Below are 17,145 nucleotides of genomic sequence, written 5' to 3' on the forward strand. Positions count from 1 at the left end.
AAAGTTGTGACATTTTGCACAGTACAGAGAGAGTTTTTTATGTAGAGTAAAGGAGAAAGAAAAAAGAGTAGCATCTCAAATAGAGAGGCTACTCAATGCTACAAATAGAGGTAGGGCAATCTTCACAAGCAATTTCACATTTTAAAAATTGTAAATTATGAATGGTAATCTTTCCTTTATGGATAGAAATAATTCCTTGTTTTTTTAAATCGTTTAACATACGGTTTACACTTTCACGTGAGGTTGCACAGAAATTCGCAAGCTCTTGATTTGTTAAAGGTAGATCGATAAGAATACCATTCTCTTTTAATATGCCATAACTGTTTGTCATGCGAATGAGCGTGGAATAAAGAGCTCCTTTTTTTCCATGTAACACTAAATCACGGAATTTTGTTTGCATTCTTCGTAAATGTTCACTAATCCATTTCATAAATTCAAATGCAAGAGCAGGTTTTTCAAGCAATGCCTTTTCTAAAGCATCTCGTTTAATGACTCCAACTTCAACATCTTCCAGGCATTTCGAATTTAATAAATATTTTGCATTGTCCGTAAATAATGTCAACTCCCCGATAATATCGTGTTTTGAACAAATGCGAAGTGTTAACTCTTGTCCGTCAGCACTAATTTTACTAATCTGTACTTTTCCAGAGCGGACGATATAGAGTTCTTTTGCCTCCACACCTTCTTGGAAAATATAACTTCCTTTATTAATCTGCATTTTATATTCAACAGATGCAAGTAATTCCTTTAAGTCTTCCGATAATGCCGTACGGTTTGTCACAGCAATCACCTTTCTTTTTAAAGCAGTCTATTTCTTATTTTGGATGTAAATATGGTGAAAATGCAAGAAATATCTTTTTATTATAAGTAATAAGTTTATTTTTAGCAGTGAACAAGCGCACTTTTCACAATGAAAAAAAGAGTGTCCTTTGTAGACACTCTTTTCTTTTACATTACTTAATCCATTCAACAACCATATCCATTGTTTGACGAGTTTTATCACGTTTTGGTTCTTCCGCTCGATAACCAAAAGCAACTAAAACAGACACACCAAATGTATCACCTGAAACAATTCCCTCTTCTTTTAAAATCGCTTCTACTTTTTCTTGATGGAACCCTTCAATTGGGCAAGAATCAATGCCGATTTGGGCAGCTGCAGTCATCATATTACCAAGAGCGATGTATGTTTGTTTAGAAGCCCAATCAAACATGGCACGGTCGCTTTCTAATAATTGAAAATCAGTTTCTTGAAACGCCTTATAAAAACCAAGCTTCATCGTTACGACTTCCTCGGGAAGCTGCTGAATATTTTTCATGAAGTTAGAAATATAGGAAGAGTCATAAATCATATCTTCTTTTTTACGAGCTAATATAACGACAAAATGGCTCGCTGTTGGTAATTGTTTTTGAGCTCCCCAAGCCACAGGGAGAAGTTTGTTGCGAATATCTTGATTTTGAATCACAACAAATTTCCAAGGTTCAAAACCAAATGAACTTGGAGAAAGTCGACCAGTTTCTAAAATAAAATGAAAATCTTCATCAGAGACTTTTTTATTTACATCAAATTCTTTACATGCATGTCTAAATTGATAAACTTTTAAAATTTCTTCTTTTGTATGTTCCATTTAAATAACCACCTTTTAATTATTTACTTTTTTATAGTAAGTTGATTACAAAATCGATTCTACAATAGTACAATGAATGATATAAGTACGCACATTTTTAGCATATAGTATCAATTTGTATACTAATGGAGAGTGATAAAATGGAACAGAAAGATATAAATCGTTGTTCAGTGGAAGTAACGTTAGATGTAATCGGTGGAAAATGGAAAGGAGTTATCTTATTTCATTTAATGAATACCAAAGAGATTCGCTTTAATCAATTTTTGCGATTGATGCCTGGCATTACGCAGCGTATGTTAACAAGGCAGTTAAGAGAACTTGAGGCCGCTGGAGTAATCCACCGGGAAGTATATAAAGAAGTTCCGCCAAAAGTGGAGTATTCTTTAACGAAATTCGGAAAATCTCTTACACCAATTATTACACTTATGCGTGAGTGGGGAGAGGAATATCGGACACAAATAAAGTAATTTTAACTGAAATGTGAACAAAATTCGAACGGATTTGTGAAGAATTTTTGAATGGCAGGTACGATGTGAGAAATATCACAACGTATATCCTGCTTCTTTTTTATGATGGAGGCAAATAAAAAACATGGAAAATCAATAAAGAGCTCGAGCAAAAACATCGCAGTTTAAAAATATATTATAATAGAATGAAGACAGATAGAATTTAGCAGAAAAGGAGGGGTGACGATGCGCGAGAAGATTAGAGATTCTTTAGGGCGTCCGCTTCAAGATTTACGCATCTCTGTCATTGATCGTTGTAACTTTCGGTGCACATATTGTATGCCGGCAGAAGTATTCGGGCCTGATTATGCATTTTTACAAGAAGAATTTTTGCTTACATTTGATGAAATTGAAAGATTAGCAAAATTGTTTGTAGGTATGGGTGTAAAAAAAATTAGGCTTACAGGCGGTGAACCATTACTACGTAAAGAGTTGCCAAAGCTTATTAAACGGCTCGCGAAGCTGGATGGCTTAACAGATATTGGACTAACGACAAATGGCATTCACTTAACAAAGCAAGCAAAGGCGTTAAAAGAAGCAGGGTTACACCGAGTGAATGTTAGTTTAGATGCGATAGAGGACGAGGTATTTCGCAAAATTAACGGCCGGAATATTAGTACAAAACCTGTGCTGAAAGGGATTGCCGCAGCAAAAGCAGCTGGACTCGATGTGAAAGTAAATATGGTCGTGAAAAAGGGAATGAACGATAGTCAAATTCTTCCGATGGCCGCTTATTTCAAAGAACAGGGAATCTCGCTCCGCTATATTGAGTTTATGGACGTTGGCAGTACGAATGGATGGAATTTTGAGCAGGTCATTACGAAACAAGAATTGATTGAGAAAATCAGTCTGGTATATCCAATTGAGCCTGTAGATCCTCATTATTTTGGAGAAGTTGCGAAGCGTTATCGTTACGTGGGCAGTGATACGGAAGTTGGATTTATCACTTCAGTTTCTGAATCTTTCTGTTCTTCTTGTACAAGAGCACGGATTTCGGCAGATGGTAAATTTTATACGTGTTTGTTTGCGACGAAAGGAACGGATTTACGGAAGCTCCTTCGAGAAGGTATTTCTGATCCCGATTTATTAAAGGTAGTGCAAGATGTATGGGAATATCGAGAAGACCGGTATTCTGATGAGCGGACTGAAGAAAGCGCAAATAACCGTCCGAAAATTGAAATGTCTTATATCGGAGGGTAAGAAAGGGGGATGCCGCGTGCAAGAGCGTTATTCAAGACAAATGTTATTTTCCGGGGTTAGCGAAGCAGGCCAAAGGAAAATAAGAGAAAAGCATGTACTCATTATAGGTGCCGGTGCACTAGGAGCAGCAAGTGCAGAGGCGATTGTCAGAGCGGGAATTGGAAAACTGACGATTGCTGACCGTGATTATGTCGAGTGGAGTAACTTACAGCGGCAGCAGTTATATACAGAAGAAGATGCAAAGCAGTATAAGCCGAAAGCAGTCGCAGCATTTGAGCGTTTAAGGCAGATTAATTCTGAAGTAGAAATTGTACCAGTTGTAACAGATGTAGCGGTGCAAGAAATGGAAGAGTTAATTAAGAATGTGGATTTAATATTAGATGCGACTGACAATTTTGAAGCGCGTCTTCTTATTAATGACATTTCGCAAAAATACAATATTCCTTGGATATATGGAGGATGCGTTGGAAGCTATGGCGTCACATATACAATTCTTCCGGGAAAAACACCATGTTTTCGCTGTTTGATGGAGCATCCATCTAGTGGTGCAACGTGTGATACGGCAGGAATTATACAGCCAGCTGTACAATTGGTCGTTGCGCATCAAGTGACAGAAGCACTTAAAATATTGGTAGAAGATTTTGGAGCGCTTCGTGAAACGATGCTGTCATTTGATCTTTGGAACAATCAGCACATGGCGTTTAAAGTGAATAGACAGAAAAAAGACAAATGTCCATCTTGCGGAAAACTGCGCACGTACCCAAGTTTAACGTTTGAATCACAGATGAAAACAGAGGTTCTATGTGGGCGAAATACAGTTCAAATCCGTCCAGGGGCGCCGCAACTTCTTAATTTAGAAGAAATTAAAAAGCGCTTACAAAAAAGTGTGGATGTGCAAACAACACCATATTTACTATCGTTTCGTGTTGATGAATATCGCTTCGTGTTATTTACAGATGGCAGGGCATTTATTCATGGGACAAATGATATGAAAGTGGCGAAGCGATTATATGCAAGATATATAGGCTGAACCTAAAGGTTGTCCTTTAGGTTCAGGGGACTAAATTAGGATTGTGAATTTCTAATATAATCTCCACTTTTTCCGCCTGTTTTTTCAAGTAAATATGTTTCGCCGATAATCATACCTTTGTCAACAGCTTTACACATATCATACACGGTAAGAGCGGTCGCAGAAGCTGCTGTTAAGGCTTCCATTTCAACGCCAGTGCTACCTTCTGTTTTTACTTTTACTTCAATTCGTAAACGGTATTTCCCTTTCGCCGTTTCCCAATCGAATGAAACATCTACTCCTTTTAGAAGTAAAGGGTGGCACATCGGAATAATATCAGAAGTGCGTTTGGCAGCCATAATACCGGCGATTTGTGCGACGGCTAATACATCGCCTTTCCCAATTTCATTATGAGAGATTTTATCATAAATTTCTTTCGTAACAAGGATGCTAGAGCAAGCAATTGCTGTTCGCACTGTCACTTTTTTATCGCTAATGTCGACCATTTTGGCACGGCCTTGGTCGTTAAAGTGAGTGAATGAAGACATGGAATTCCTCCTTGAAGTAATTGCTATTATAATTAGCATTGTACAATATAAAGTGTAATCAAGATGTGATATTTTGCAAATATGGGGTGAAAACAATGTTAGAAAAACGAGTACCAATTCCAGTTGCTGAAGCAGTAGCGCGAGTTATGACATATGCACACCAAGGTGAAATAGAAAAAGTTTCTATTACCGAAAGCTACGGAAGAATTCTTGGAGAAGATGTTGCGGCAGATCACGATGTTCCGCATTTTGACCGCTCTCCATATGACGGATTTGCGATTCGGGCAGAAGATACGAAAGAGGCGGGGAACGAGCATCCAATTGAGTTTGAAGTGATAGGAGAAATAGGAGCTGGTTCTGTTTTTACAGACGATGTAAAGGCCTTCGAAGCGGTTCGAATTATGACAGGAGCAGCGATTCCAAAAGATTGTGATGCGGTAGTTATGTTAGAGCTTACGGAGGGATTTGAAAGAAACGGAAGAACGTATATGAAGCTAAAGCGTTCTTTTCAAGTAGGTGATAATGTTTCATTCAAAGGTGAAGATGTAAAACAAAATCAAATACTTGTGAAAAAAGGTACGAAGATTAATCCAGGTGTAGCAGCACTTTTGGCGACATTTGGCTACAGTTCAGTAAACGTTATGAAACAGCCTGTTGTCGGGATTGTAACGACGGGAAGTGAGTTGTTAGAAGTACATGAACCACTTGAACCAGGAAAAATTAGAAATAGTAATTCCTATATGATCGCAGCTCAAATTGTTAAAGCTGGCGGGAAAGTACGATATTATGGACAACTTGCTGACGATTTAGAAGCTTGCTATGAGGCAGTGAAAGCCGCGGTGGATGAAGTAGACATTTTAATCACAACTGGTGGTGTTTCGGTAGGTGATTACGATTATTTGCCTGCTATTTATAAAAAATTAAATGCCAATGTTCTTTTTAATAAAATAGCGATGCGACCAGGTAGTGTCACAACTGTAGCTGAAGTAAACGGGAAGCTGTTGTTTGGGTTATCTGGTAACCCGTCTGCTTGTTATGTCGGATTTGAATTACTCGTTTATCCAGTTATTCAAGCATTCCTTCATACGAAAGAACCACATGCATATCGTACAGATGCTATATTGCAGAAAGATTTTCCAAAGGCAAACCCATTTACACGATTTGTAAGGGGGAAAGCAACGTTTATCAATGGTCAGCTGCAAGTTATACCAGTAGGGCTCGATAAATCAAGTGCGATTTCTTCTCTTGCAGATAGCAATGCTTTGATTGTATTGCCAGGAGGAACAAGAGGATTTGAAGCAGGAATGAAAGTTTCGGTGTTATTACTAGAATCAAGCCAAGGAAGTGAGTGGCCGTGGGCAGAACCGCTCCAATCTTACAAATAGTTGGCTATCAAAATAGCGGAAAAACGACGCTCACGGAGAAAATGATTCAAGCTTTTTCGGATGAAGGTATGAAAGTTGCCACAATTAAGCATCACGGACATGGTGGCTACCCGGAAGTACCTCAAAAGGATAGTGAACGTCATAGGCGAGCAGGCGCTGCCGTAAGTGCTGTAGAAGGAGCAGGATTATTATCACTTTCTTCTCTTCGGGATGAATGGTCTTTACAGGAAATTATTCGACTATATGAATTTTTTGAAGTAGATCTCATTTTGATTGAAGGATATAAAAAAGAAAACTATCCAAAAGTGGTTTTGCTTCGGAGGAATGAAGATATTGCTTTACTAGATAAAATGGAGAATGTAATAGCGGTCATTATATGGAAAGAGGTTACACACAGTTTACCAAAAGCGTATAAAACATTTCATATAACAGAGGAAGACGCATACATGGATTGGTTTACACAAACGATGAGAGGTGCACGATGACAATTTCACATTATGAAGTAGTAGATACACCAATTTCGATTGAAGAGGTTACAAATAAAGTGATTCGCCGTGAATGTGGTGCTGTGACAACTTTCACTGGTACTGTAAGAGAATTTACGAAAGGGCGTCGCACGTTATATTTAGAGTACGCAGCCTATAAGACAATGGCTGGAAAAATGCTTGCGAAAATTGGAGATGAAGTGAAAGAGAAGTGGCCTGGGACACACGTTGCGATTACACATCGCATCGGTACACTTCAAATTTCTGATATTGCCGTTGTTGTTGCTGTATCAACACCACACCGAAAAGCGGCATATGAAGCAAATGAATATATTATGGAGCGCATCAAACAAATTGTTCCGATTTGGAAAAAAGAGTTTTGGGAAGATGGTGACTCATGGATTGGTGATCAATTAGAAAAAATACCGTATCCAGACGGGGAGCCTGGAAAGGAGATGAAAAAATGATTCGGGTGTTATTATTTGCACATTTACAAGAAGATGCGGGGACAAACGAGTTAGAAGTAGATTGTGAAAATATTACTGTTGCAGAATTAAAAAATATTATTACGAAAGAACATCATATCGCAGTTTCAGAGCAGATTATGGTCGCTATCAATGAAGAATATGCGAATGAAGATGACAAAATAAAATCTGGTGATATTGTTGCATTGATTCCCCCAGTGAGCGGTGGTTGATTTTTTCCAGTCTAATCACGGAAGTACGTGATTAGACTGGAGGGAATTAATATACATTGTGAAAAAATGAGCAAAATAGGAGGCGAAAAGGATGAAAAGTCCGAATTTTCAGTTAGGTTTACAAACTTCTAATCTTATTATTGGTTTTATGGTGTGGGTGATTTTATCTTCATTAATGCCATTTATTAAAGTAGACATTGCGTTAACAGCAGGACAAATTTCCCTTGTCACAGCAGTACCTGTTATTTTAGGGTCGGTGCTTCGAATACCAATTGGTTATTGGACCAATCGTTACGGAGCGAGAAAATTATTCTTTATAAGCTTTATTATGCTATTATTCCCTGTCTTTTATATTAGTATTGCGAATTCGATGATGGATTTAATTATCGGCGGTTTATTTGCAGGGATTGGCGGAGCTGTATTCTCTGTAGGTGTAACGTCTCTGCCGAAATATTATCCGAAAGAGCGTCACGGTTTTGTAAATGGTATTTACGGTGTAGGTAATGCAGGAACAGCAGTTACATCTTTCTTAGCACCTGTCATTGCGACTTCATTTGGATGGAGAGCAACTGTGCAATCCTTTTTAATCTTACTTGCTATTTTTGCACTTCTGAACTTTTTATTAGGTGATCGGAGTGAGCGAAAAGTAAATACACCATTAATGGAACAGTTAAAAGGTGTATACAAAAATGAAAAACTTTGGTTCTTATGTATTTTCTATTTCTTAACTTTTGGGTCATTTGTTGCATTTACAGTATACTTACCAAACTTCTTAGTATCTCACTTTGGATTAGAGAAAGTAGATGCAGGTATGCGGACAGCTGGATTCATCGTATTGGCAACAGCCATGCGCCCAATTGGTGGTTGGCTCGGTGATAAGTTTAACCCATTTAAAATTTTAATCTTTGTATTCATCGGTTTAACACTATCTGGTATTATTTTATCGTTTATGCCAAGTATGAACGTATATACATTTGGTTGCTTGCTCGTCGCATTTTGCGCAGGAATTGGAAATGGAACAATTTTCAAACTTGTACCAATGTACTTTTCTGCGCAAGCAGGGGTTGTAAACGGACTTGTTGCAGCTTTAGGCGGCTTAGGGGGCTTTTTCCCACCGTTAATTTTAACGTTACTATTCCAACTAACTGGTCATTATGCAATTGGATTTATGGCACTTTCAGAAGTAGCGCTTGCTTGTTTAATTATTACAGTGTGGATGTATAGTCAAGAAAAGTTGTTAGTGATGTTAAATAACAAATAGAGGGAACAATTACACTGTTTCTTAAAAAAATCGAAAAATAAAGCAGCATGATTCTAGTTCTTGTACTGGAGTCATGCTGCTATTTGTATTGGTTTGAAGGGAAGAGTACAAGGTGACCGTTACTTGTTTTCTCCTTTTGTTTTTATTTGGCATGGGGCAGGAAGAGGGTCTGACCGCTTCTATGCATGGCCCCGGATGCTTTCTCTCACCAAAAAAGAAAGGTTGTATATCAGTTTTTCAATTTGAATATATATTTTTAGATTAATGACTGATGGTATCTTGTAGGATATAAGTTGCTTGATTTTCTGAAACATTTTGCACAAGTGCAACTTCACTAATTAAAATTCTGCGCGCGTTGTCTAGCATCTGTTTTTCACTCGCATTTAATGCTCTTTCTTTATTGCGGCGAATTAAATCGCGAACAACTTCAGCACCGTCTAGAAGCTTCCCGTTTTTCATTTTCTCCATGTTCATGGTATATCTTTGTTTCCATGAGAGTGAGTGGTCAGCTTCACCATTATGAATGTCAACTAATACATCGTTTAATGTATTTTTGTCAACAACATAACGTATGCCTGAATTTTCTACTTTATCCATAGGAATCATCACTTGCATATCGCTAATAACCATGTGTATTACACAATACTGACGTATTTTTCCTAACACTTCTTTATCCTCAATCGCTTCGATTATTCCTGCTCCGTGCATAGGGTAAACAATTTTATCACCAATTTGAAACAAATCATCCACCTCCATATGTGGTAACTATATGTAATGATAACACATATGGATAAAAATATCAAATTTATTATATTACCATATGTTATCTATCCGTGTCAATGGTTTTAGTTCGTTTTTTAAATCTTGTTTTTAGATAAAAAATCACAACATTTTTTTTGAAAGAACTGCAAGTGAAAAGGAATGATATTCTGAGGAACTCTCACAGAAAAATACAAGGCATATCCACTCTTTTTTAATCATAAAATACAAAATCGTTAATACAATATACCTAAATCCGTTCTTTTTAAAGGAGGGAGAGATGGTGGGGCGCACAATTAAAATTGATATTACGAATAAGGTAGTAGCAAGATTTAAATCAAATTATTTAGAATTATATACAAATAAATTTATGATAGGTAAGTTTTATGTCTATACTGAAGATAAGCAATATGTGTTAGAAGACGGATATGTATATGAAGATGGTAAGTTTTATCGCATCATAGATACGCACCGTGGCAATAATCGAGCGGCGGAGAGCTGTGATCTAGGATGGTGTTAACATGATTCGCGTTAAGGTGTTTGATGAAAGTCATGAAAAGGACTTGGAAGACTCCGTAAATGTGTTTCTAAAGAAGCTGAATGACGAACAGCTTGTAGATATTAAATATCAAGTTGGTGTATCCATTAATGACGATGAAAATCAAATTTATTGTTTTTCGGCAATGGTTATCTATAAAACATAAAAAAGAGCTGGGGAACCAGCTCTTTTTTATGTTTTTAAGTAGAAATTATATGGGTTGGTAAAGCATTCATAATGGATTGTGGTGCCAGGTTTTCTTTTGTAGATAGAACTTTTTCACCAATGGTAGCATCTTTACACATACCGAGATGGTAGCGTTCACCTAGGAATGGATCAATATAAAAACCATTTTTGAAGACTCGATCAGTCAAACCTCTTTCATGATGAATTTCAGAGCAATGAATGCAGTAATACATATCTTTCATCTCCTTTTATTGTTAAAAATTTTTAAAGAAAAAGAGTGAGTAGGTAGTCAGTTTATTGTTTTTGAAAATCGCCACCTGCTCAAATTACATTGCGTATACATATCTCGTTTATATCAATGTGTTTTCTAAATAAATCCCAAGGGAAGGAGGGAGGCTAAGGATTGAGATGTGTTTGCTTTTGTGAGTATATTATGACGAAATGTTGCACTGGTGTTTGTCCTGTTGAAAAAATGTTGATAATTTCTCAACAGGCAAATGGAGGTTTCTTGACGTGAAACCAAAAGGTGTTATATTATCAAGAGGTAAAACCAAAAGGTGTTATATTTTGATGCCTCGTAAAGGAGATATAATATGGAAGAGCAAAATACATTACAAGATATTAAACAAACAGTTATTTTTGAAGCGCCTATTCAAAAAGTATGGAATACAGTATCGACTTCAGAAGGGATTGCATCTTGGTTTATGCCAAATGACTTTGAACCTAAGGTAGGGCATGAGTTTCATGTGCAATCACCTTTTGGACCATCTCCGTGTAAAGTGTTAGAAATTGATGAGCCTCATCGTTTATCTTTTTCATGGGATACAGATGGTTGGGTCGTTTCATTTGTTTTGAAAGATTTAGGAGATAAAACGGAGTTTACTCTTATTCATGGTGGATGGAAGCAGGCTGATACAATTCTTCCGAAAGCAAACGAGAAAAGTTCTGTTATTCGCGATAGAATGGCAGGTGGCTGGGTAACAATTGTAAATGAAAAACTGAAAAAGGTTGTTGAAGGATAAGTGTCCTCATCAGCAGCGAAATACGATGTCTTTCAAGCAATTGCTGATCCAACACGCCGCGAAGTACTCCGGTTATTAACTGAAAAAGAATTGCCGATTTCTAAAATAACAGATCATTTTCCAATGAGTCGTACAGCTGTAGCGAAACATCTTCACATTCTTTCAGAAGCGAAATTAGTAAGTAGAAGAAAAGTTGGGAGAGAAAAGATATATCGGTTGCAGCCTGAGCCGTTGGCCGAATTACAGCAGTGGCTTTCCTATTATGAACAGTTTTGGAATAATAAATTGTCTATGCTCAAATATGTGGTGGAACATGAAGAGTAAGTGTTGTCACGTATTGTCGAATGGTCGATATTCTGTGTCGAATCGCCGATATATCGTGAGAAACGGTGGATATATTTAAAAAATCGCCGATATATAGAAAGAGGATGATCGCTATGAACGATCATCCTCTTTTTTACTGTTCAGTTGTTTGCGTAGCTGGCTTTAATAGAAGCCACCCGATAAATAGTGTAAGTAGTGCAAGTGCAAATGTACTCATATAAATGATGTGTACGCTCGAAGCTAATACTTCTTGTGATTTTGTTACTACATTTGTTGTACCGCCATGTCCACCTGAGACAAGATCAACATTTTGCATGCCTTGTGCATGAATCATCGTATTAAAGATTGTTCCGAAGATAGCGGCACCTAATGTTTGGCTAAATGTATTAACAAATGTGTTTAAACCAATTGCTGTTCCGCGTGTATGTGCAGGGACAGCTGCTTGAATGGTTACCATATAAATTGGTGTAATAAGTCCCATTCCTAAGCCGAATAGTCCGACCGCAACATAAATTAGAAATGCTGGTGAATGAGTTGATAATATGAATAATAAGAAGGTAGCGACTGATAAAATGCTAGCTCCAAGTAAAATAATTTGTTTTGTTTGCAACTTACCAACTAAATTCCCGGAAAGAATCGCACCAAATGTCCACATAACGGGAACTGGCATGAGAATAATTCCAGCTTCGGTAGCATTTTTTCCTAATACACCTTGACTCCAAATTGGAAGGTACATTGTAATACTAATGATCATTACGCCAGCAATAAGCGTTAGTACATTTATTGTTGATAATGTACGGTTTGAGAAAAGTGCTAACGGGATTAATGGTTCCGGAGATTTTTTCTCAACGAATAAGAAAATAATGAATGAAACAGCTGCAAAGATTAGGAGGCCGATAATTGTAATGTCGCCCCAGTTTTGCTTACTGCTTCCTGTTAAGAGTGCGTAAAGTAAAGCGATTGTACTTAGTGAGAAGATAATCGCACCAGGATAATCGATATGATGTTTCGCTGGTTTGATCGACTCTTTATAAGAAGTGGCAATCATCACACAAGCAAGGATTCCAAATGGAACGTTTAAGAAGAAGATGTAGCGCCAAGAAAGAGAGTCAACTAAAAATCCGCCTACTAACGGTCCTACAACACCTGAAACGCCCCAAACAGCACTCATCCAGCCTTGTGCTTTTGCACGGTCTTTTGCTTCGCTATATAAGTCTCCGATAATCGTCATTGTAATTGGCATAACAGCGCCGGCACCTATACCTTGAAGAGCGCGAAAGACGATTAATTGTTCCATCGATGTCACGACTCCGCATAATGCAGAACCGATTAAAAAGATGGCTGCACCGATGAGCAGTACTTTTTTACGTCCGAATAAATCTGCTAGTTTTCCGTAGATTGGAGTCGAGACAGCAGTTGCGAGCATATAAATTGCATACACCCAACTAACAAGTTCAACGCCAGATAAATCACTCGTTATACGAGGGATTGCCGTACTAACAATCGTTCCTTCCACAGCGGAAAGAAACGTCATTAACATTAAAGATATCATGACTTTTTTTCTCATATGTTTTCCCCTTTATAATATTCAACAATATAAAATATAAAGCTACTAAGCTATATAAGGCAACAAAAAAGAAACAGGAGGGGGAAGAATCCACCCGTGTTTCTTTTTTAGTACCGCACTTTTGCGTTTTGTCCTGCAGTTGTTCCGGCGATTCGCCCTGTGACAAGAGCGGAAGTGATATTGTAGCCGCCTGTATAGCCATGAATATCAAGAACTTCTCCGCAGAAGTATAGACCATTCATTAATTTAGAAGCCATTTCTTTCGGATGAATTTCTTTAACAGAAACGCCGCCGCCTGTAACGAATGCTTTTTCAAGTGGCTGTGTGCCGTTTACTGTTACTTTAAACTCTTTGAAGTCTTTCACAAGTGCACGGATTTTTTCATGTGAAACTTGCCCAGCTTGTTCGCTACCGTCAATTCCGTTTCTTTCTAATAAGAATAGGAAATAACGTTCAGGAACATATCCTTTTAACACATTTTTGATTCCTTTTTTGGGTTCTTCTTTCATTTGTTTCATCATGCGTTGGAAGAGCTGTTCGCTATTTTCTTCTGGCAGTGCATCGATGCTCATTTCTACTGCGCGCATTTTAAATTTTTTCATCGTTTTTACAACGAATTGGCTACAGCGAAGAGCGGCTGGGCCAGAAATACCAAAGTGGGTAAAGAGCATGTCCATTTTATGAGAAATGACAGCTTTTCCTTTTGGATTTAATACGCTTAAGTTTACATCGCGTAAAGCAAGACCTTGCAATGTACGGTCACGAATAAATGGTTCGTTTGAAGTAATTGGGACTTCCGTTGGGAAAAGTTCTGTAATTGTATGTCCCGCTTTTTCAGCCCAAGCGTAGCCATCCCCAGTTGAACCAGTGTGAGGGACAGATTTTCCGCCAACAGCAATTACAACATGATTTGTTTCAAGAACCTCGCCTGTCTGGAGAACAACGGCTTTTGTTTGACCGTTTTCATATTCGATCGTTTCAACAGGTGTGTTCGTACGCATTTTAACGCCTAGTTCTTCTAGTCTTGTTAATAAAGCGTCGACAACTGATTGCGCTTTATTTGAGACAGGGAACATGCGCCCATGATCCTCTTCTTTTAGCTTTACACCAAGCTTTTCGAAGAACGTAATAATATCTTCATTATTAAAGATAGAAAAGGCACTGTATAAAAAGCGACCGTTTCCTGGTATATGTTTCACAATTTCATCAAGCGGTAAGCGGTTTGTTACGTTGCAGCGTCCACCGCCAGAAATCGCAAGCTTACGTCCTAGTTTATTTCCTTTATCAAGAAGCAAGACGCGTGCGCCTTCTTCAGCAGCACCGATTGCGGCCATTAATCCTGAAGGGCCTCCTCCGATGACAATCACATCATAATGCATAGTATATCGACCTCATTTTCTACATTTCCTGCCTAAAAGAATAGCATGTTTTCGTAGAAAAGAAAAATTCAGTGATATACTGTTTCGCTGAAGAATTGTGGTACAATACAAAGGTTAGAGTTCAGCGTTATATATGTAGGAGGATCATCTATGTCCGATTCAAAATTTCTGCGCGGAACGCTTATTGTGACGTTAGGAACTTTTTTAGTTAAGTTTCTAGGCATGATTTATGTCTTTCCATTTCATGCCTTAGTTGGCACAGAAGGCGGAACGCTCTATACGTATGGATATATTCCATATACGATCTTTTTAAGTATTGCAACGGCGGGAGTGCCGCTTGCTGTTTCAAAGTTTGTTTCTAAATATAATGCGCTTGGAGATTATAAGACGAGCCGGAGAATGTTCCGCTCGGGAATGGTTATGATGATTGCAACAGGAATCCTTTCCTTCTTAGTTCTTTACATGTCTGCGCCATTATTTGCTGAGGCAATGCTTGGTAAACAACGTGTACACAATAGTATAGAAGATGTTACGATGATTATTCGCCTCGTAAGTTTTGCGCTTATTGTTGTACCAGCAGCAAGTTTAATTCGTGGTTATTTCCAAGGTCATCAATCGATGGGACCGACTACGGTATCGCAAATTATTGAACAAATTATTCGCATTATCTTTTTATTAGCGGGTAGTTTTATTGTCATTAAAGTAATAGGTGGATCAGTAGCGGCAGCAGTTGGAGTGGCAACTTTCGCAGCGTTTGTTTCAGCTGTGGGAGCGCTTGGTGTATTAATATGGTACTGGTTAAAACGCAAAAAGCATCTCGATCAATATTTAATTGAACAAACTGTACCAGAATCAACAGTAAGTACAATTCAATTATTTAAAGAATTATTTGCATATGCAATTCCTTATGTTGTTATTGGATTAACAATTCCTTTATATCAACAAATTGATACATTAACATTCAACTCTATTATGCAAGCGATTGGACAAGGTGATATTGCAGAGCGAGCACTTGGTATTTTTACGATGTGGACGCATAAATTAATTATGATTCCTGTGTCACTTGCAACGGCGTTTAGTTTAACTCTTGTTCCAGCAATTACAAAATCATTTACAGAAAAACAATTTCGCTATTTAAAACTACAAATTACACAAACATTCCAGGCAAATATGTTCTTGACATTACCAGCGGTAGTTGGTATTTCGACGCTTGCGTATCCGATTTATACAGCGTTTTATGAAAAGGATCCATTAGGTGGACAAGTATTGATGTGGTATGCGCCAGTTGCGTTATTATTCGCGTTATTTACAGTGACTGCAGCGATATTGCAAGGGATTAATCAGCAGAAGCATGCGGTTATTGCGCTTGGCATGGGCGTTATTTTGAAGTTTTTATGTAATGTGATTTTAATTCGTTACTTCGGTACAGTTGGAGCTGTTTTAGCAACAGGTATTGGATTCCTAGCTTCCATTTGGTATACGAATAAACAAATTCGAAAACATGCACACTATTCATTCGGTGTTGTATATAAACGAACATTCCAAATTGCAATATTAACAATTGTGATGGTCATTGTCGTAAAACTATCACAAGGAATTTTATCCTTTGTGATTTCGCCTGAGGGCCGATTTGGTGCACTGATTACAGTTGCGGTTTGTGCAGGTATTGGTGGCCTTACTTACGGATTGTTAGCGATTCGCACAGGTGTACTTGAAAGAGTATTTAGCGGAGAAGCTTTAGAGAAGATTCAGCGTAAGCTTGGCGGTAAGCTGAAAATAAAGATGAAATCAAAAGGGGCGTAATACACGTCCCCTTTTCTATGATAAATACAAGAAGGTGAAAAAATGAGATTAGATAAATTATTAGCAAATATGGGATACGGAAGTAGAAAAGAAGTAAAGAAGTTATTAAAGGATGGCGTTGTAAAAATTGATGGAATTTCAGTAAAAGATGCGAAGTTTCATGTGAATGTAGAAGAACAAGAGGTTACGATTCACGGTGAGATTGTTGAATATAAGGAATTTGTATATTTAATGATGCATAAACCACAAGGGGTCATTTCGGCAACAGAAGATGATAATCATGAAACAGTTGTTGATTTATTGGAATTAGAAGATGCAATCTTTGATCCGTTTCCAGTTGGAAGACTTGATATTGATACAGAAGGCTTCCTATTATTAACAAATGATGGGAAGCTTACGCATCAGTTATTATCTCCGAAAAAGCACGTTCCGAAAAAGTACTATGCACACGTAGCTGGAGTTGTAACAGAAAAAGATGTAGAAGAATTTGCAAAAGGTGTTATTTTAGATGATGGCTATGAAACGAAGCCAGGTGAACTTACAATTTTGAAAAGCGATGATGTGTCTGAAATCGAGCTTGTCATTACAGAAGGAAAATTCCATCAAGTAAAGCGCATGTTTGAAGCGGTAGGGAAAAAGGTTGTCTACTTAAAGAGAACGGAGATGGGACCTTTAGTGTTAGATGGAGAATTAGAACTTGGTCAATACCGTGAATTAACAGATGAAGAAGTGGAAATGTTAAAAACGTATCAAGTTCAAACAGAGAGTCAAGATTGAGACCGATTCTAAAAAATAGAAAGAACCCCTTTCTGATTTTACAGAAAGGGGTATGTATTATATTTTAGATACAA

Annotated in this window: 21 protein-coding genes; 14 read left to right on the forward strand and 7 right to left on the reverse strand. The window is 37.7% G+C overall.

Going from position 1 to position 17,145, the window contains the following annotated elements; genetic code table 11:
* Positions 1–88: 88 nt before the first annotated feature.
* Together MHH45_RS20230 and MHH45_RS20235 are read right to left on the reverse strand one after the other, a co-directional pair.
* Positions 89–781 carry a Crp/Fnr family transcriptional regulator gene (locus tag MHH45_RS20230; RefSeq protein WP_016116713.1) on the reverse strand — a complete coding sequence of 231 codons (693 nt, stop codon included), beginning with the start codon at positions 779–781 and terminating at the stop codon, positions 89–91.
* Positions 782–953: 172 nt separating this feature from the next.
* The gene (locus MHH45_RS20235; RefSeq protein WP_088093795.1) at positions 954–1,625 is read right to left on the reverse strand and encodes an NAD(P)H-dependent oxidoreductase; all 672 of its coding nucleotides are present in this window, start codon (positions 1,623–1,625) and stop codon (positions 954–956) included.
* Between the two features lie 140 nt (positions 1,626–1,765).
* Here MHH45_RS20235 and MHH45_RS20240 point away from each other — a divergent pair, with 140 nt between their 5' ends.
* The 3 genes from MHH45_RS20240 to MHH45_RS20250 all read left to right on the forward strand — a co-directional run bounded on the left by MHH45_RS20240 (position 1,766) and on the right by MHH45_RS20250 (position 4,361).
* Positions 1,766–2,092 (forward strand): winged helix-turn-helix transcriptional regulator, encoded by a 327-nt coding sequence (locus MHH45_RS20240; RefSeq protein ID WP_018764554.1) that lies wholly within the window; start codon positions 1,766–1,768, stop codon positions 2,090–2,092.
* Positions 2,093–2,317: 225 nt separating this feature from the next.
* Positions 2,318–3,331, forward strand: a complete 1,014-nt coding sequence (gene moaA, locus MHH45_RS20245) for a GTP 3',8-cyclase MoaA (RefSeq protein WP_088093796.1) — start codon at positions 2,318–2,320, stop codon at positions 3,329–3,331.
* A 16-nt stretch (positions 3,332–3,347) separates the two neighbouring features.
* Entirely contained in the window at positions 3,348–4,361 is a 1,014-nt protein-coding gene (locus tag MHH45_RS20250; protein WP_016116709.1) for a molybdopterin-synthase adenylyltransferase MoeB, read from the forward strand.
* 35 nt (positions 4,362–4,396) lie between these two features.
* Here MHH45_RS20250 and moaC read toward each other — a convergent pair whose 3' ends face one another.
* Positions 4,397–4,888, reverse strand: coding sequence for a cyclic pyranopterin monophosphate synthase MoaC (gene moaC, locus MHH45_RS20255; RefSeq protein ID WP_016132130.1), 492 nt, complete (start codon positions 4,886–4,888; stop codon positions 4,397–4,399).
* Positions 4,889–4,983: 95 nt separating this feature from the next.
* Between moaC and MHH45_RS20260 the strand changes: the two genes are divergently transcribed.
* The 5 genes from MHH45_RS20260 (at position 4,984) to MHH45_RS20280 (ending at position 8,716) form a co-directional block, all read left to right on the forward strand.
* On the forward strand, positions 4,984–6,273 hold the full coding sequence (locus tag MHH45_RS20260; protein ID WP_016116707.1) for a molybdopterin molybdotransferase MoeA: 1,290 nt from the start codon (positions 4,984–4,986) through the stop codon (positions 6,271–6,273).
* Complete coding sequence (gene mobB / locus MHH45_RS20265) at positions 6,237–6,758, forward strand: molybdopterin-guanine dinucleotide biosynthesis protein B (RefSeq protein ID WP_088093797.1); 522 nt, start codon at positions 6,237–6,239, stop codon at positions 6,756–6,758. Before MHH45_RS20260 ends, mobB begins: the two co-directional genes overlap by 37 nt.
* The gene (locus MHH45_RS20270; RefSeq protein WP_016116705.1) at positions 6,755–7,225 is read left to right on the forward strand and encodes a molybdenum cofactor biosynthesis protein MoaE; all 471 of its coding nucleotides are present in this window, start codon (positions 6,755–6,757) and stop codon (positions 7,223–7,225) included. The genes mobB and MHH45_RS20270 overlap by 4 nt, the downstream gene beginning before the upstream one ends.
* A complete protein-coding gene (moaD, locus tag MHH45_RS20275; RefSeq protein WP_016116704.1) occupies positions 7,222–7,455 on the forward strand; it encodes a molybdopterin converting factor subunit 1 in 234 nt (77 codons plus the stop codon). The genes MHH45_RS20270 and moaD overlap by 4 nt, the downstream gene beginning before the upstream one ends.
* A gap of 91 nt (positions 7,456–7,546) precedes the next feature.
* Positions 7,547–8,716, forward strand: coding sequence for a nitrate/nitrite transporter (locus MHH45_RS20280; protein WP_016116703.1), 1,170 nt, complete (start codon positions 7,547–7,549; stop codon positions 8,714–8,716).
* A 261-nt stretch (positions 8,717–8,977) separates the two neighbouring features.
* Here MHH45_RS20280 and MHH45_RS20285 read toward each other — a convergent pair whose 3' ends face one another.
* Complete coding sequence (locus MHH45_RS20285) at positions 8,978–9,472, reverse strand: CarD family transcriptional regulator (RefSeq protein ID WP_077295330.1); 495 nt, start codon at positions 9,470–9,472, stop codon at positions 8,978–8,980.
* Between the two features lie 286 nt (positions 9,473–9,758).
* Between MHH45_RS20285 and MHH45_RS20290 the strand changes: the two genes are divergently transcribed.
* Entirely contained in the window at positions 9,759–9,995 is a 237-nt protein-coding gene (locus tag MHH45_RS20290; RefSeq protein ID WP_033671564.1) for a DUF2553 family protein, read from the forward strand.
* A 1-nt stretch (position 9,996) separates the two neighbouring features.
* Positions 9,997–10,179, forward strand: coding sequence for a sporulation protein Cse60 (locus tag MHH45_RS20295; protein WP_003201211.1), 183 nt, complete (start codon positions 9,997–9,999; stop codon positions 10,177–10,179).
* 34 nt (positions 10,180–10,213) lie between these two features.
* Here the strand turns inward: MHH45_RS20295 and MHH45_RS20300 are convergent, their stop codons facing one another.
* Positions 10,214–10,432 carry a DUF3973 domain-containing protein gene (locus tag MHH45_RS20300; RefSeq protein WP_016116700.1) on the reverse strand — a complete coding sequence of 73 codons (219 nt, stop codon included), beginning with the start codon at positions 10,430–10,432 and terminating at the stop codon, positions 10,214–10,216.
* Positions 10,433–10,792: 360 nt separating this feature from the next.
* On the opposite strand from MHH45_RS20300, the gene MHH45_RS20305 reads away from it, so the two are divergent.
* Positions 10,793–11,221: an SRPBCC family protein gene (locus tag MHH45_RS20305; RefSeq protein WP_016116699.1), complete on the forward strand. Its 429-nt coding sequence runs from the start codon at positions 10,793–10,795 to the stop codon at positions 11,219–11,221.
* A complete protein-coding gene (locus MHH45_RS20310) occupies positions 11,222–11,545 on the forward strand; it encodes an ArsR/SmtB family transcription factor (RefSeq protein ID WP_016116698.1) in 324 nt (107 codons plus the stop codon).
* A 133-nt stretch (positions 11,546–11,678) separates the two neighbouring features.
* Here the strand turns inward: MHH45_RS20310 and MHH45_RS20315 are convergent, their stop codons facing one another.
* A complete protein-coding gene (locus tag MHH45_RS20315; RefSeq protein ID WP_016116697.1) occupies positions 11,679–13,112 on the reverse strand; it encodes an MDR family MFS transporter in 1,434 nt (477 codons plus the stop codon).
* Between the two features lie 107 nt (positions 13,113–13,219).
* Positions 13,220–14,491 (reverse strand): NAD(P)/FAD-dependent oxidoreductase, encoded by a 1,272-nt coding sequence (locus MHH45_RS20320; RefSeq protein WP_016116696.1) that lies wholly within the window; start codon positions 14,489–14,491, stop codon positions 13,220–13,222.
* A gap of 150 nt (positions 14,492–14,641) precedes the next feature.
* On the opposite strand from MHH45_RS20320, the gene MHH45_RS20325 reads away from it, so the two are divergent.
* Both MHH45_RS20325 and MHH45_RS20330 read left to right on the forward strand, forming a co-directional pair.
* Positions 14,642–16,294, forward strand: a complete 1,653-nt coding sequence (locus tag MHH45_RS20325; RefSeq protein ID WP_016132126.1) for a putative polysaccharide biosynthesis protein — start codon at positions 14,642–14,644, stop codon at positions 16,292–16,294.
* A 42-nt stretch (positions 16,295–16,336) separates the two neighbouring features.
* Positions 16,337–17,071: a pseudouridine synthase gene (locus MHH45_RS20330; protein ID WP_016116694.1), complete on the forward strand. Its 735-nt coding sequence runs from the start codon at positions 16,337–16,339 to the stop codon at positions 17,069–17,071.
* Positions 17,072–17,145 lie beyond the last annotated feature (74 nt).

The organism is Bacillus sp. FSL K6-0042, assembly GCF_038006685.1.
Lineage (GTDB): Bacteria > Bacillota > Bacilli > Bacillales > Bacillaceae_G > Bacillus_A > Bacillus_A pseudomycoides.

What these genes read in the sequence shown, in the direction of transcription:
- MHH45_RS20235 (WP_088093795.1), bottom strand. Translation starts at nt 1,625, where the DNA reads ATGGAACATACAAAAGAAGAAATTTTAAAAGTTTATCAATTTAGACAT.
- MHH45_RS20240 (WP_018764554.1), top strand. Translation starts at nt 1,766, where the DNA reads ATGGAACAGAAAGATATAAATCGTTGTTCAGTGGAAGTAACGTTAGAT.
- moaA (WP_088093796.1), top strand. Translation starts at nt 2,318, where the DNA reads ATGCGCGAGAAGATTAGAGATTCTTTAGGGCGTCCGCTTCAAGATTTA.
- moaC (WP_016132130.1), bottom strand. Translation starts at nt 4,888, where the DNA reads ATGTCTTCATTCACTCACTTTAACGACCAAGGCCGTGCCAAAATGGTC.
- MHH45_RS20260 (WP_016116707.1), top strand. Translation starts at nt 4,984, where the DNA reads ATGTTAGAAAAACGAGTACCAATTCCAGTTGCTGAAGCAGTAGCGCGA.
- MHH45_RS20270 (WP_016116705.1), top strand. Translation starts at nt 6,755, where the DNA reads ATGACAATTTCACATTATGAAGTAGTAGATACACCAATTTCGATTGAA.
- moaD (WP_016116704.1), top strand. Translation starts at nt 7,222, where the DNA reads ATGATTCGGGTGTTATTATTTGCACATTTACAAGAAGATGCGGGGACA.
- MHH45_RS20280 (WP_016116703.1), top strand. Translation starts at nt 7,547, where the DNA reads ATGAAAAGTCCGAATTTTCAGTTAGGTTTACAAACTTCTAATCTTATT.
- MHH45_RS20285 (WP_077295330.1), bottom strand. Translation starts at nt 9,472, where the DNA reads ATGGAGGTGGATGATTTGTTTCAAATTGGTGATAAAATTGTTTACCCT.
- MHH45_RS20295 (WP_003201211.1), top strand. Translation starts at nt 9,997, where the DNA reads ATGATTCGCGTTAAGGTGTTTGATGAAAGTCATGAAAAGGACTTGGAA.
- MHH45_RS20300 (WP_016116700.1), bottom strand. Translation starts at nt 10,432, where the DNA reads ATGTATTACTGCATTCATTGCTCTGAAATTCATCATGAAAGAGGTTTG.
- MHH45_RS20305 (WP_016116699.1), top strand. Translation starts at nt 10,793, where the DNA reads ATGGAAGAGCAAAATACATTACAAGATATTAAACAAACAGTTATTTTT.
- MHH45_RS20315 (WP_016116697.1), bottom strand. Translation starts at nt 13,112, where the DNA reads ATGAGAAAAAAAGTCATGATATCTTTAATGTTAATGACGTTTCTTTCC.
- MHH45_RS20320 (WP_016116696.1), bottom strand. Translation starts at nt 14,491, where the DNA reads ATGCATTATGATGTGATTGTCATCGGAGGAGGCCCTTCAGGATTAATG.
- MHH45_RS20325 (WP_016132126.1), top strand. Translation starts at nt 14,642, where the DNA reads ATGTCCGATTCAAAATTTCTGCGCGGAACGCTTATTGTGACGTTAGGA.
- MHH45_RS20330 (WP_016116694.1), top strand. Translation starts at nt 16,337, where the DNA reads ATGAGATTAGATAAATTATTAGCAAATATGGGATACGGAAGTAGAAAA.